Genomic DNA, 14,511 nt, shown 5'->3' with positions numbered 1-14,511 from the left:
GCTCTTTTATACATATGGGAGGGATGAAATATCCCAATGAACATTCCCACATGGAATAATATATCAGGATATGTTTTGACGGAAGGAGTCTTCGGTAAGTATGAATGGACAAAATGGATTTACAGTTGCTGTAGTAGGCGCAACAGGCGCAGTTGGCCAGCAAATGATTGAGACACTAGTAAAGAGGGACTTCCCGATAAAAAAACTTGTCCTGCTTTCATCATCCAGGTCTGCAGGCAAAAAAATAACTGTTAATGATGTGGAGCATACAGTCCAGGAAGCAAAGCCGGAAAGCTTTGAAGGGATAGACATTGCTTTATTCAGTGCAGGTGGCAGCGTATCAAAGGAATTGGCTCCTGAAGCAGCTAAGCGCGGGGCAGTGGTAATTGACAATACGAGTGCATTCAGGATGGATCTTGAAGTGCCGCTCGTCGTTCCCGAAGTTAATGAAGAGGATGTCCATACACACAAAGGAATCATTGCCAATCCGAATTGCTCGACAATCCAGATGGTTGTTGCATTAGAACCTATCCGCAAAAAGTTCGGACTTAAAAAAATCATTGTTTCTACCTATCAGGCCGTTTCAGGTGCCGGGGCTGCTGCTATAGAAGAATTAAGGGAAGAGACAAAGGCTATCATTGAAGGCAAGGATTTTGAACCTAAAGTACTTCCTGTCAAGGCGAGTGATAAGCACTATCAAATCGCGTTCAACGCCATTCCGCAAATCGATAAATTCGAAGATAACGGGTTTACATTTGAAGAATTGAAAATGATAAATGAAACGAAGAAAATAATGCATGATACAAGCCTTCAGGTTGCGGCAACGTGCGTCAGGCTTCCAGTAGAAGTAGGCCATTCAGAATCGGTTTATTTTGAAATTGAGTCTGAAAGGGTTACCGCTGCAGAAATCAGGGAACTATTGAGTGATGCACCAGGAGTGGTCCTCCAGGATGACCCTGCGAACCAAATCTATCCAATGCCTGCTGATTGTGTTGGCAAAAATGATGTCTTCGTCGGCAGGGTCCGCAAAGATCTTGACAACGATAATGGCTTCCATATGTGGGTTGTATCAGATAACTTGCTGAAAGGCGCTGCCTGGAATTCTGTCCAGATTGCAGAAAGCTTAATCAGGCTGGGAGTCGTAACAGCGAAATAATTCATACCATTTTTGGGGTGCAGGAATGAAAGTAATTGTACAGAAGTTTGGCGGTACCTCCGTCAGAAATGAAGAAAACAGGCTTCAAGCCAAGAAACATATAGAGACGGCCCTATCTGAAGGCTATAAAGTCGTTGTTGTCGTATCGGCAATGGGCCGAAAAGGGGAGCCATATGCAACGGACACGTTATTGTCCCTGGCTGGCGAGAATCTTGGTAAAATGAGCCGCCGCGAGGTCGATATGCTCCTTGCCTGTGGGGAAGTAATTTCAAGCATTGTTTTTACTTCCATGCTCCTCGATTCAGGAATGAAGGCAGTTTCCTTAAATGGCGCACAGGCCGGCTTCCGGACAAACGATGATCATACTAATGCAAAAATAATTGAGATGAACTGCGAAAGGCTAATTGAAGAACTTCAGGATGCAGATGTCGCAGTAGTAGCAGGCTTTCAGGGCGCAGCAGAAAATGGTGATGTAACCACCATTGGCAGGGGTGGCAGTGATACATCCGCAGCCGCATTAGGTGCGGCTCTGAATGCAGAATGGATAGATATTTTTACCGATGTAGAAGGTATCATGACCGCAGACCCAAGGATTGCCGAGCATGCGAGGCCATTGCCTGTGGTAACATACACAGAGGTTTGCAATATGGCTTATCAGGGTGCAAAAGTCATCCATCCCCGAGCAGTTGAGATAGCGATGCAGGCAAAAGTCCCTATGCGGATTCGATCGACTTATTCCGATGGGCCGGGTACACTTGTAACTGGCCAAGTTCGTTCAGTGGCGGGAGCTGATATAAAAGAGCGTCCCGTTACGGGTATTGCCCATGTCCCGCATGTTACGCAAATTAGGGTAAATGCGAAAAAGGACCAATACAATCTCCAGGCCGAGGTTTTCAAGGCAATGGCAAATGAGCGAATTTCGGTGGATTTTATTAACATATCGCCGGTAGGGGTCGTATATACTGTGTCTGAGGATTCTGCCGGCAAGGCAATCGAAGTGCTTAATTCAATTGGCCATGAGCCAATTGTCGAACGTGGCTGCGCAAAGGTTTCCGTAGTCGGTGCAGGCATGGCAGGCGTACCGGGTGTAACCGCAAAAATTGTGACAGCATTGACAGGAAAAGGCATCAGGATCCTTCAATCCGCCGACAGCCATACGACAATTTGGGTGCTTGTCAAGCAGGAGGACTTAGTAAAGGCTGTAAACGCACTCCATGATGCTTTTGGACTTGATAATGAGAAAACTGAATATGAACATCCGGGCATATTTTAAACAGTGCCTGTCTGGCCTTGTATAAAAGGCTAGTATCCTTAGCCAGGCGGGTACCGAGCCTGCCAAACTAATAAAAAAGGACAGGTGAAATGGGTAAATGATTAATTTAGGCCGAGTTTCAACCGCAATGGTAACCCCCTTTGATAAGAAGGGACATATAGATTTTCCAAAAACAACCCAGCTAATCAATCATCTGATTGACAATGGGACCGAATCGCTTGTCGTTTCCGGAACAACCGGCGAGTCGCCAACCTTGTCCAAGGAAGAAAAGCTGGCTTTATTCGCACATACTGTAAAAACTGTAGCAGGACGTGTTCCTGTTGTAGCTGGGACTGGCAGCAACAATACCTACCAATCCATTGAAATGACAAAGAAAGCAGAACAGGCCGGTGTCGACGGCATTATGGCAGTTGCCCCGTATTATAACAAACCGAACCAGGAAGGCCTTTACCAGCATTTCAAAGCTATCGCTGAAAACACAGCACTTCCTGTTATGATTTATAATATTCCGGGCCGTACTTCCATTAATATCGCTCCTGAGACAATCATTCGCTTGTCCGAGATTCCGAATATCTTTGCGGTTAAGGAAGCAAGTGGTGATTTGAATGCTATGACAAAAATTATTTCCGCTACACGGGATGATTTCTATCTGTATAGCGGCGATGATGGCCTTGCGCTTCCTGTCCTTGCAATTGGGGGAAGTGGAGTTATTTCGGTTGCGTCCCATATTATAGGCAATGAAATGCAGGAAATGGTTCAAGCCTTTTTAGCGAATGATACAAAACGGGCCGCGGAACTCCATCAACAGCTTCTTCCACTAATGATTGGATTGTTTGCAGCTCCAAACCCAGCACCGGTTAAGACTGCCCTTCAACTGAAAGGGCTGGATGTTGGATCTGTAAGGCTTCCACTCGTTCCTCTAAACGCTGAGGAAAGAGTATTTCTTTCAGGGCTTTTGGGTATCCATCAGCCGTTATAATGTTCTAAAATAATTTGTGAAAAGCTGTCCTGTCAGGTCCTTGAAAATCGACCTAACCGGGCAGCTTTTTTAAGTGAAATGGAATATAGATATAATTTTAATATCGTTTTATAGGAAGCACGGACGAAAAATACTGTTAATGCGGATTTTTCGCAAAGAACCTAAGATATTGAAAGGTATGGGAAAATCGGTATAAGGTATGGGAGACCCCGCAATTCCAGGACAAGACACTTTTTTAACTGCTTCGGGTTGTACTTCATATTTCTTTTCATGCTGATTCAGCAGCATCGAAGTGTACTAGAAATTGCTTTTTGCGCATAACTTGCCAACAAAATGCACTTGATACCTTTTCAAGGCGGAGACCGGTGTTTTTGCCAAAAATACTTATTGCCCCCAACAGCTTAAATTGGCAACCGCATCGAGTCCAGCAAAAAAACGTTCTCGTAACAATCAAAGAACGCCTCTAATCTCGCAAAGAACCACTTCTTCTTTGAAATCATTCTTGGAATTTCCCCAGAGTATCCACGATGATTATTCTCGTTCGCTTGTCTTCGCAGAGGTGTGAATCAACGTTTTTAAAAAACCATGACTAATCTTAATGAGCCGCAGGCAGGTGAATATGGTTGTAATGAATTTCAGACTTCAAGTATAATGGGAGTAACTGATCTAAGGTCGGCAAATCACCATAGGAGGAAACAGAAATTGCGAAAGAAAAAGAATAAATCAATCAAGATAATCGCTCTAGGCGGTGTCGGAGAAATCGGGAAGAATATGTTCCTGTGTGAAGTGGACAGGGATATTTTTGTGCTCGATGCGGGCCTCATGTTCCCTGAAGATGAAATGCTTGGCATTGATATCGTCATCCCGGATATATCCTACTTGATTGATAATAAAGACAGGGTAAAGGCTATTTTCCTGACACATGGCCATGAGGACCATATCGGGGCACTATCCTATATCCTTAAGCAAATCAATGTTCCTGTTTACGGGACCGAGCTGACATTGGCACTTGCAAATGCGAAGCTAAAGGAACAGGAATACAGGGGAAAAACTGAATTCATCGAAATTGATTCGGACTCTGTAGTCGATATGGGAAGTGTGACGGTATCTTTTTTTAATACGAACCATAGTATACCCGGCTCGGTTGGAATTTGTGTCAACACGACGGAAGGAGCTGTCGTATACACGGGTGATTTTAAGTTTGATCAGGGTGCAACCAGGATGTACAAGCCTGAAATCGGCAAGATGGCTGAAATTGGTGAACGGGGAGTACTGTGTCTTCTTTCCGACAGTACCGAAGCTGAGAAACCAGGTTACACAACTTCGGAATCTAAAGTTGCAAGGGAAATGTGCGATACATTCTATAGTGCACCAGGGCGTCTTATTGCAGCTTGTTTTGCTTCTGATATTAACCGGATCCAGCATATTTTCGATGCTGCAACTAGAACCGGCAGGAAGGTCGCCGTTGTAGGAAAAAGCTTGGAACGTATTTATCACATCGCAGTTGACCTTGGTTATCTGGAGATAGCGGATGATTTGATTATCCAACTATCGGAAATTTCCGACTATCCGGATAACAAAATTGTCATCCTAATGACAGGCTCACAAGGAGAGCCACTTGAAGGTCTGCAGAAAATGGCTCGCAAGTCTCATAAGCTTATCAATATCAAAGAAGGCGATACAGTTATCATCGCGGCGACTACACTTAAGGGAAGCGAACTTTTCCTAGCCAAGACAGTTGATATGCTTCTTCGGGCCGGAGCAAATGTTGTATCCAATAAGAAGCTGATCCACGTATCGAGCCACGGCAGCCAGGAAGAGTTGAAGTTTATGATTAATCTCATGAAGCCAAAACTTTTCATTCCTGTGCACGGTGAGTACCGTATGCTGAAAGCCCATGAGAAGGTTGCCCGGGAGTGCGGGCTCTCACGAGAGAGTATTTATCTTCCTGATATTGGTGAAATCGTTGAGGTAAAAGAAGGCCAATTCGTACCAGGCGGTAAAGTACCATCAGGCAATGTGCTGATTGATGGAATAGGTGTTGGCGATGTTGGCAATATTGTTCTTCGCGACCGCAGGCTTCTTTCCCAGGATGGAACATTGATTGTTGTTGTTACGCTTTCAAGGAAAGAAAGAAAAATCCTGGCGGGGCCTGAAATTATCTCGAGAGGGTTCGTGTATGTGCGGGAATCCGAAAAGCTAATGGAGGAATCAGCCAAACTTGTTAGGGAAATTGTTGAGAAGAAAATTTCCAAAGACTTCTTTGACTGGACAAGTCTAAAGCAGGATATGAGGGACGACCTAAACAAGTACCTTTATGAAAAAACAAAACGCCGACCGATGATTTTGCCAATCATCATGGAGGCTTAATTTTCAATTGAACACCGGGAAACCGGTGTTCTTTTTTCGTTTATCTAGCCGTAACGCCAATCCCTGAGCATACCTTATACCTCCTTTAGTCCTCCTTTAGTCCTTTGCCAGTCACCCATTTGTTATTTCCCGACGATTTTCTCTTAAACGGCATGTTTTTGTTCCTGTAGTTTAATACTAGTTCTATATGAGAGAAGGGAGAATCTGCAAATGGATGAACATGTATTACCCGGAAGGATGAGTGGGGATGAGGAAGCGAACCCGGTACGTGAGGAAAAACCTGCATCGGCACTCATAGAAAAAATTCAGCAGCTGGGAGCCACAAATGTTCCTCAGATGTCCAATGATTCGAGGATTCATTGTATGACAATTGTAGGCCAAATCGAGGGGCACCTTGCATTGCCCCCGCAAAATAAAACCACAAAATATGAGCATATTATCCCTCAGCTTGTTGCAATTGAGCAAAACCCGAAAATTGAAGGGTTGCTTGTCATTTTAAATACAGTCGGAGGCGATGTCGAAGCCGGCCTGGCCATTTCCGAGATGCTTGCCTCACTGTCAAAACCGACTGTTTCAATTGTACTTGGGGGAGGGCATTCGATAGGTGTACCGATAGCTGTGTCATGTGATTATAGTTTTATTGCCGAGACAGCAACCATGACCATTCATCCGATTAGGCTGACTGGCCTTGTCATAGGTGTCCCGCAAACATTTGAATATATGGACAAAATGCAGGAACGAGTGGTGAGGTTTGTGACAAGCCACTCGAAAATTACTGAGGAAACCTTCAAAGACCTGATGTTCGCGAAAGGAAATCTGACACGGGATATCGGCACAAACGTAATTGGCGGAGACGCGGTTGCAACAGGCTTGATTGATGAAGTTGGCGGGCTTGGAATAGCAATGAAAAAGTTGAATGAACTGATAGAACTCCAAAAAGGGGAACAGGAGGCGCTTATTCAATGATTTTGTATACAATGATGCCCGAAGAACTTATTTTTCCGCAAATGTACGAGTCCCAAGTATGCCAGATGATTCAATGGCAGGGAGTACCGATGGAAGTTGAACCTGAAGGAGAGGGCTATAAAATAGTCAGGCTGCTTAGTACTAATCCTGAGCATTTCCTGGATACAAGGTTGCTCCCCGGCTCGAAAATTTCGTTTTAGGTTTCAGGGCTTATCCAAACCTGACTCGGCTTATGATATAATCAGGATACGGTTTAATGGAGAGAGGCATTTGCATTTTGCACCTCCCCGTAGAATAGAGCAGCCGGTGGGCTGCTTATTCTATTTGCGCTCCAAACCGAAACGATTATACATATATAAGGTGGATCTGAATGGCCAAGAAGAAACGAAGACAATCCCGGAGCAGGGAAAGTACAATTAAAACTACAATAAAATATGAGCTTGCAGGACTCATCCTCCTTGCATTGTCTGTTATATCCATGGCTGGACTTGGTGCAGTTGGGAAAACGATTGTATTGTTTTTCAGGTTTTGGCTAGGGGAATGGTATATGGCTGGCCTTGCCGGGTTATTTATTTTAAGCATTTATCTGATTTGGAAGAGGCAGATTCCTTTCTTTTTTCATGGCAGGCTAGTCGGTGCCTACTCAATATTGGCTGCATTACTGATTCTAAGCCATGTTACACTTTTCAATCTCCTGTCGAAAAATGGAGCTTTTGAGAATCCTAGCGTCATCTCAAATACATGGCAGCTTTTCTTCATGGAAGTAAAAGGGGAAGCAACACCGGGGGACCTCGGAGGAGGTATGGTAGGCGCACTGCTTTTCGCCATGCTTCATTATTTATTTGATGAGACCGGTGCAAAAATAATTGCAGGCCTCTTGGTCGCTGCTGGTTTAATTTTAGTTACTGGTAAAACTTTCGGAGATGCTATCGGAAAACTGATTTCCACTCTTTCGGAATTTTTCTCAGTACAATGGAAAGCCTTCAAGTCAGATATAGCTGAATGGAGAGAAAATAAGAAAAAGGGCAAAAAAGCCCAGCCTAAAAAGAAAGAGAAGAAGGTTGTGCCGGTAATGGCAGAACAGGGAGAAACAGGGTTGGTTCATACACCTGCTGAAGCCGACGAAGAAATGCCGGCTGCGGAACCAATCATCTCAAGCTTTGCGGACAGGGCATATGGAGAACCGGAAAAAAGCCAGGCTGCGCATTCTCCTTCGAGGCAAAAAGAGAAGCCAGCACAGTCCGAGGAAGAGGACATTTCACCTCCAATTACCTTTACTGAGGTTGAAAATACGGCATATGAATTACCTCCTTTATCTTTGTTGAAACTTCCTAAAAAGGCAGACCAAAGTGGCGAATACGAATTAATCCATGCCAATGCAGCCAAGCTTGAACGGACATTTAATAGCTTTGGGGTAAAAGCAAGGGTTACCCAGGTCCATCTTGGGCCTGCTGTTACAAAATATGAGGTCCACCCGGATGTAGGGGTAAAGGTTAGCAAAATTGTCAGCCTCAATGACGACCTTGCTCTTGCACTGGCTGCTAAAGATATCCGGATTGAAGCTCCGATTCCCGGCAAATCTGCCATCGGTATCGAAGTGCCGAATTCGGAGGTTGCCGTAGTTTCCCTTAGGGAGGTCCTTGAATCTTCAAAGAACGACCGCCCGGAATCCAAGCTGCTTATTGGGCTTGGCAGAGATATTACTGGGGAAGCCGTCCTTGCAGAGTTGAATAAAATGCCGCATCTGCTGGTTGCTGGGGCAACAGGAAGCGGAAAGAGTGTTTGTATTAATGGGATCATAACCAGCATCTTAATGAGGGCCAAACCGCATGAAGTCAAAATGATGATGATAGACCCGAAAATGGTCGAACTAAACGTTTATAATGGAGTTCCGCATTTGCTGGCACCTGTCGTTACTGAGCCAAAAAAAGCATCCCAGGCGCTGAAAAAAGTTGTAAATGAAATGGAACGGAGGTATGAGCTTTTTTCACACACTGGCACGAGGAATATCGAAGGTTATAATGATCATGTCAAGCGCCACAATGCGGAAGAGGAAGACAAACAGCCATTGCTTCCATATATTGTCGTCATCGTTGATGAGTTGGCGGATTTGATGATGGTAGCGTCCTCCGATGTAGAAGATTCGATTACCCGTCTGGCCCAGATGGCAAGGGCGGCAGGTATACACCTTATCATAGCTACTCAGCGTCCATCCGTTGATGTCATCACAGGGGTTATCAAGGCAAATATTCCATCCCGGATTGCTTTTGCCGTTTCAAGTATGACTGATTCAAGGACCATTCTGGACATGGGTGGGGCCGAGAAACTTCTTGGCAGAGGTGATATGTTATTCCTGCCAGTTGGAGCATCCAAGCCGATTAGGGTACAGGGAGCGTTCTTATCTGATGATGAGGTCGAAGAAACGGTTGAATTTGTTATCTCCCAGCAAAAAGCGCAGTATCAGGAAGAAATGATACCAGATGAGGTTCAGGAAACAGTTGGAGAGGTTGAAGACGATTTATATAATGACGCAGTTGATCTGATTGTCGAAATGCAGACTGCTTCTGTTTCAATGCTTCAGCGAAGGTTTAGAATCGGCTATACAAGAGCTGCCAGGCTGATTGATGAAATGGAAGCGAGAGGGGTAGTCGGCCCATACGAAGGAAGTAAGCCGCGTAATGTACTTGTAGCGAAGCATCAAGAGGAATCAGGTGCATAAAATTAATTTTAAAAAATTTCACAGAAATTCCATTGACTTATTTGTTTTTGACACTGATAAAAAGAGGCCTGTTTAGGTCTCTTTTTTTACACTAATTTACCTATATTTGAAAACCTAAAGTGATTCTATATTTTATTCAATACTCTTATATATGATTCAAATTCTTCCAAATTAGATTCATAGTTTTTGGGATTCTTTAACAGATATAAAAGAATTGAAATGCCGATAAAGCCTGAAATGTCAACAAAAATTTGAAGGATTTTAACAGTTTTGTTTTTCTGAAAAATGCATATTTGCTATTTATTTATCAGTCGAAAAGTGTTATAGTATTGTCGATTAGTAGGAATGATTATACATCAGATGTCTGATGTCTTAAGAAAAAACTGGAGGTACCTGCATGTCTATTAAGGCAGATAACCGTCACTTGTATTTACAAGTAATTGACCGGTTAAAGCAAGATATTGAAGAAGGCATATATAAAGAGAGGCAGAAGCTTCCTTCCGAATTTGATCTTGCTAAACATCTGGGAGTCAGCAGGGCAACTCTTCGGGAAGCTTTGCGTATACTCGAAGAAGAAAACGTTATCATTCGCCGGCATGGTGTCGGAACGTTTGTTAATGCAAAGCCCCTGTTTAGTTCAGGTATCGAGCAGCTTAGCTCGGTCACGGATATGATTCTGCAGGCAGGCATGAAACCAGGAACAATTTTCTTGAGCTCATCGACTCAGATGCCAGGAGAGGAAGACATTCGCCGATTTTCATTCACCCAGGAGGAAGAAATCGTCGTGACCGAGAGGGTAAGAACCGCAAACGGGGAACCTGTCGTCTATTGCATAGACAAAGTACCTGAACGCATTCTGCCAGAAGCTTTCTCGCATAAAGAGGAATCGCTTTTCTCGATATTGGAAAATGAAGCGGGGCGGAGAATTACATACGCGGTTGCCCAAATCGAACCATTAGGCTATCACGATAAAATTTCTCCCATCCTTGAATGTGAACCCGAAACTGCTCTGTTTGTACTAAAACAGATGCATTTCGATGAGGCGGATGAACCAGTACTCTATTCGGTGAATTATTTCAAAGCAGACAAGTTCAGCTTCAAAGTCTTAAGAAAAAGATTTTAATCCTGGGCAAGCTGCAAGTAATTAGTTTTCACATTCCTGCTAAATCACAAAATCCATAGGGGGTTCATACCTTGAAAAAGCGTAAATTTGGTTTGGCTATGTCGTTGCTGTTATCTGCTAGCATGCTGTTGGCTGCTTGCGGTTCGGATGAAAGCAGTACTGGTGACACTAAGAAAAATGACTTAAAAGTCGGTATGGTAACTGATGCTGGTACAATCGATGATAAATCATTCAACCAGGGAACCTGGGAAGGTATCAAAGAAGCAGAAAAACAGTTCGGCGTTCAGACAAAATACCTGAAGCCAGCTGGAACAACTGAAGCTGAGTACCTTAAAGAAATGGGTAACCTTTATGATGCTGGATACAAATTTATTGTAACTCCTGGTTTTAAATTCGAAACTGCTGTTTTCCAGGCACAGGAAAAATATAAAGATGCACAATTTGTCATTCTTGACGGAAACCCGCATTCAGGCGACTTTAAGCCTGTAGTTGCTAAAAACACAGTTGCTGTATTTTTTGCTGAGCATGAGGCAGGATTCCTTGCTGGTGTTGCGGCTGCAAACCAGCTTAAAGATGGCGATGTTGGTTTCATCGGCGGTATGGAAATTCCTGCTGTACAGAAATTCAACTGGGGCTTCCAGCAAGGTGTTAAGTATGCAAATGATACCCTGGGCACAAAGCTCACAATCAAGCCTGAAAACGTCCTATATCAAGGTTCTTTCGATAACGTAGCTGCTGGTCAGCAAATTGCTGCCCAAATGTATGACCGCGGCGTTAAAGCTATCTTCACAGCTGCTGGCGGTGTTGGTGTAGGTGCGATTAACGAAGCTAAGACTCGCGCTAAAGGCGGAGAAGAAGTTTGGATTATCGGTGTTGACTCAGACCAGTTTGACGATGGTAAGTATGATGGAGACAAATCTATCATTCTTACATCTGCAATGAAAAAGCTTGACCAAGTTGCTCTTGATATGATAAAAGACCAAATCGATGGCAAATTCAAAGGTGGGGAGACTCTTACTTTTGATGTGAAAAATGATGGTGTTGGACTTCCTGAAGAAAATCCTAACCTAAATGATGATACTAAAGCTAAGGTTAAAGAAGTTTACGAAAAAATTAAAGCTGGTGAAATCAAAGTAGCTGGTGAGCAAGGCTCTTTAATTAAGTAAATGACAAATGCAAATGAGACGGGCAAGTTCCGTCTCTTTTGTTTCTTAGAGGTTAAAAACCAAATGAAAAGCTTTTAAAGTTTTATGATAACCGAAAAAAATAGGGCTTCCCCTATAGCAATAAAGGAACAAAAGTTTCCAATAAAGGTGGGTGTTACTATGAGCTATGTAGTTGAGATGCTGGATATCCGTAAGGAATTTCCCGGAATAGTAGCCAATGACAATATTACTCTGACCTTAAAGCAGGGGGAAATTCATGCTCTGCTTGGTGAAAACGGGGCGGGTAAGTCAACACTTATGGGCGTGCTTTTCGGAATGTATCAGCCAGAAAAGGGGACAATCAAAGTCCGCGGCAAAGAAGTTAAGATTACTAATCCCAATGTTGCAAATCGTTTAGGCATTGGAATGGTTCATCAGCATTTTAAGCTTGTTGATAATTTTACTGTTACTGAAAACATTATTCTTGGCAGCGAGCCATTAAAAGGTTTAGTATTGGACGTTGACCGGGCTGCGAAAAGAATAGAAGAGTTATCAAAACAGTATGGTTTGAATGTTGATCCTCATGCAAAAATTGAGGATATTTCCGTAGGTATGCAGCAGCGGGTCGAAATCATGAAAATGCTCTACCGTGAAGCAGAAGTTCTGATTTTTGATGAACCTACAGCTGTTTTGACACCAGCTGAAATTGATGAATTGATGAAGATTATGCGGAACCTTATTAAAGAAGGTAAATCTATCATTATAATCACTCATAAGCTGAAAGAAATTAAGGCAGTTGCAGACCGTTGTACCGTTATCCGCAGAGGAAAAGGCATTGGCACTGTAAATGTAGCCGAAGCAAGCGAAGAAAGCCTTGCTGAAATGATGGTAGGACGCCATGTATCCTTTGCAGTTGATAAAGCAGAAAGCAAGCCAGGCGAGGTTGTTTTAAAAGTCGAAGATCTTTCAGTCAATAGCAACAGAAAAGTACTGGGCTTAAAGAATTTCTCCCTTGAAGTAAAAGCGGGAGAAATTGTCGGGATTGCCGGAGTCGAAGGTAACGGACAGACCGAGCTTGTCGAAGCGATAACAGGTCTCAGAAAAGCTGAGTCGGGTAAGGTAGAATTGCTTGGAAAAGATATCACGAATGTTCCTATTCGTGAAAGAATAGAATCAGGAATTGGCCATATTCCCGAAGACAGACAAAAGCGGGGGCTTGTCCTCGATTATACACTCCAGTCCAATATGGTTCTTGAAATTTATAATAAGCCGCCTTTTTCAAAAAATGGTTTGTTGAACGTGTCAGCGATGAAAAAGTATGCATATAAAATCTTGCAGAATTTTGATGTTCGTTCCGGTGAGGGAACAGCTTCCAGAGCGCGTACTCTTTCTGGCGGTAACCAGCAAAAAGCGATTATCGGCAGGGAAATTGAATTGGATCCCAAACTGCTTATTGCTGTCCAGCCAACTCGCGGCCTTGATGTCGGTTCTATTGAGTATATCCATAAGAGGCTAATTGAGCATAGGGATAAAGGCAATGCAGTGCTGCTTGTCTCACTTGAATTGGATGAGGTACTGAAACTTTCCGACCGAATTGCCATAGTAAACAATGGTAACCTGATTGGTGAAGTATTTGCCTCCGAAACCGATGAGAATGAAGTTGGCCTAATGATGGCGGGGATAAGTAAGGAGAGAGGCAAATGAGAAATACCATCGTTTCATTAATTGCAATTGTTTTTGGCCTCGTTGCTGGAGGAATTTTGATGCTCGTCATCGGAGCAAATCCATTTGAAGGGTATTCCTATTTATTCCAGGGTGCACTAAAGAATATTCAGCGTATTGGGGATACGCTAGCAACAGCTACACCCCTTATTTTTACTGGTCTTTCTGTTGCTTTTGCTTTTAAAACAGGATTATTTAACATTGGTGCGGCAGGCCAAATGCTAATTGGAGGGCTTTGCGCTACTGCTATAGGTCTGACGTTTGACTTTTCAAGGCCGGTCCTCCTTTTATTGATGATTTTGGCAGGGGTAATTGGTGGTGCAGCATGGGCTTTCATTCCAGGTTTGCTCAAAGCGAAATTCAATGTTCATGAGGTTGTTTCTACAATTATGATGAACTGGGTTGCCTACTGGACTGTTTATTATATTGTTCCTGGCTATTTCAAGGGCGAATTCCTTGAGACGGAATCTCGTAAACTACCGGAAGCCGCAACTTTGAAGTCTTCATTTTTAACTGAACTCTTTCCGGGTTCTTATATTAACCTCGGCTTTTTCCTTGGGGTTCTAGGGGTAATTATTATTTGGTTCATTATTGAGAAAACAACCTTGGGCTTCGAATTGAAGGCGGTAGGTTTTAACAGGTTTGCCGCAGAGTATGCAGGTATGAAGGTTAATAGAAATATTATCCTTTCGATGCTGATTGCAGGTGGTCTGGCAGGTCTTGGCGGTGTAGTAATGTACACAGGAAATGCCTCCAGCATGCAAATTGGTATCCTTCCTGCCCAAGGGTATGACGGCATTGCGGTTTCCTTGCTTGCTAACAATCACCCTATCGGAGTGCTTTTCGCAGCGATATTCTTCGGATTACTCTATTCAGGAACAGGTTTCATGAATGCAATGACCGAAATTCCGCCAGAATTGGCAAATACGATTATCGCGATCATCATTTACTTTGCAGCAACGAGTATTTTAATTGAACGTTTGGTCAATAAATTCATTAAGTCGAAGAACAATAAAAAAGCGATGGATGCTCCTGCACCAGGGAAAGGGGAGCTATAA

The 14,511-nt window shown here is 43.4% G+C and carries 10 protein-coding genes and 1 pseudogene; all 11 read left to right on the top strand.

Annotated features, from left to right (window positions below; translation table 11 throughout):
• Positions 1–100 precede the first annotated feature (100 nt).
• The 11 genes and pseudogenes from asd to AM500_RS15050 all read left to right on the top strand — a co-directional run bounded on the left by asd (position 101) and on the right by AM500_RS15050 (position 14,511).
• A complete protein-coding gene (gene asd / locus AM500_RS15100; RefSeq protein WP_053599957.1) occupies positions 101–1,156 on the top strand; it encodes an aspartate-semialdehyde dehydrogenase in 1,056 nt (351 codons plus the stop codon).
• A 25-nt stretch (positions 1,157–1,181) separates the two neighbouring features.
• The gene (dapG, locus tag AM500_RS15095; protein WP_053599956.1) at positions 1,182–2,429 is read left to right on the top strand and encodes an aspartate kinase; all 1,248 of its coding nucleotides are present in this window, start codon (positions 1,182–1,184) and stop codon (positions 2,427–2,429) included.
• Between the two features lie 97 nt (positions 2,430–2,526).
• Complete coding sequence (dapA, locus tag AM500_RS15090) at positions 2,527–3,408, top strand: 4-hydroxy-tetrahydrodipicolinate synthase (RefSeq protein ID WP_053599955.1); 882 nt, start codon at positions 2,527–2,529, stop codon at positions 3,406–3,408.
• A gap of 702 nt (positions 3,409–4,110) precedes the next feature.
• The gene (locus AM500_RS15085) at positions 4,111–5,778 is read left to right on the top strand and encodes a ribonuclease J (RefSeq protein ID WP_053599954.1); all 1,668 of its coding nucleotides are present in this window, start codon (positions 4,111–4,113) and stop codon (positions 5,776–5,778) included.
• A 237-nt stretch (positions 5,779–6,015) separates the two neighbouring features.
• Positions 6,016–6,744, top strand: a complete 729-nt coding sequence (locus AM500_RS15080) for a ClpP family protease (protein WP_156319935.1) — start codon at positions 6,016–6,018, stop codon at positions 6,742–6,744.
• The gene (locus AM500_RS15075) at positions 6,741–6,944 is read left to right on the top strand and encodes a YlzJ-like family protein (protein ID WP_043933300.1); all 204 of its coding nucleotides are present in this window, start codon (positions 6,741–6,743) and stop codon (positions 6,942–6,944) included. Before AM500_RS15080 ends, AM500_RS15075 begins: the two co-directional genes overlap by 4 nt.
• 1,061 nt (positions 6,945–8,005) lie before the next feature.
• Positions 8,006–9,463, top strand: a pseudogene (locus tag AM500_RS26425) (DNA translocase FtsK); the annotation flags it as partial.
• 397 nt (positions 9,464–9,860) lie between these two features.
• On the top strand, positions 9,861–10,586 hold the full coding sequence (locus tag AM500_RS15065) for a GntR family transcriptional regulator (RefSeq protein ID WP_053599951.1): 726 nt from the start codon (positions 9,861–9,863) through the stop codon (positions 10,584–10,586).
• Positions 10,587–10,657: 71 nt separating this feature from the next.
• On the top strand, positions 10,658–11,752 hold the full coding sequence (locus AM500_RS15060; RefSeq protein WP_231688010.1) for a BMP family lipoprotein: 1,095 nt from the start codon (positions 10,658–10,660) through the stop codon (positions 11,750–11,752).
• A 159-nt stretch (positions 11,753–11,911) separates the two neighbouring features.
• Positions 11,912–13,435 carry an ABC transporter ATP-binding protein gene (locus AM500_RS15055; protein ID WP_053599950.1) on the top strand — a complete coding sequence of 508 codons (1,524 nt, stop codon included), beginning with the start codon at positions 11,912–11,914 and terminating at the stop codon, positions 13,433–13,435.
• Positions 13,432–14,511 (top strand): ABC transporter permease, encoded by a 1,080-nt coding sequence (locus AM500_RS15050; protein WP_053599949.1) that lies wholly within the window; start codon positions 13,432–13,434, stop codon positions 14,509–14,511. Before AM500_RS15055 ends, AM500_RS15050 begins: the two co-directional genes overlap by 4 nt.

Source organism: Bacillus sp. FJAT-18017, assembly GCF_001278805.1.
In the GTDB taxonomy this organism is placed as follows: Bacteria; Bacillota; Bacilli; order Bacillales; family Cytobacillaceae; genus Bacillus_D.
The sequence above is the reverse complement of the archived record's forward strand: the minus strand, read 5'-3'. Positions and strand labels throughout refer to the sequence as shown.

What these genes read in the sequence shown, in the direction of transcription:
- asd (WP_053599957.1), top strand. Translation starts at nt 101, where the DNA reads ATGAATGGACAAAATGGATTTACAGTTGCTGTAGTAGGCGCAACAGGC.
- dapG (WP_053599956.1), top strand. Translation starts at nt 1,182, where the DNA reads ATGAAAGTAATTGTACAGAAGTTTGGCGGTACCTCCGTCAGAAATGAA.
- dapA (WP_053599955.1), top strand. Translation starts at nt 2,527, where the DNA reads ATGATTAATTTAGGCCGAGTTTCAACCGCAATGGTAACCCCCTTTGAT.
- AM500_RS15080 (WP_156319935.1), top strand. Translation starts at nt 6,016, where the DNA reads ATGAGTGGGGATGAGGAAGCGAACCCGGTACGTGAGGAAAAACCTGCA.
- AM500_RS15075 (WP_043933300.1), top strand. Translation starts at nt 6,741, where the DNA reads ATGATTTTGTATACAATGATGCCCGAAGAACTTATTTTTCCGCAAATG.
- AM500_RS15065 (WP_053599951.1), top strand. Translation starts at nt 9,861, where the DNA reads ATGTCTATTAAGGCAGATAACCGTCACTTGTATTTACAAGTAATTGAC.
- AM500_RS15055 (WP_053599950.1), top strand. Translation starts at nt 11,912, where the DNA reads ATGAGCTATGTAGTTGAGATGCTGGATATCCGTAAGGAATTTCCCGGA.
- AM500_RS15050 (WP_053599949.1), top strand. Translation starts at nt 13,432, where the DNA reads ATGAGAAATACCATCGTTTCATTAATTGCAATTGTTTTTGGCCTCGTT.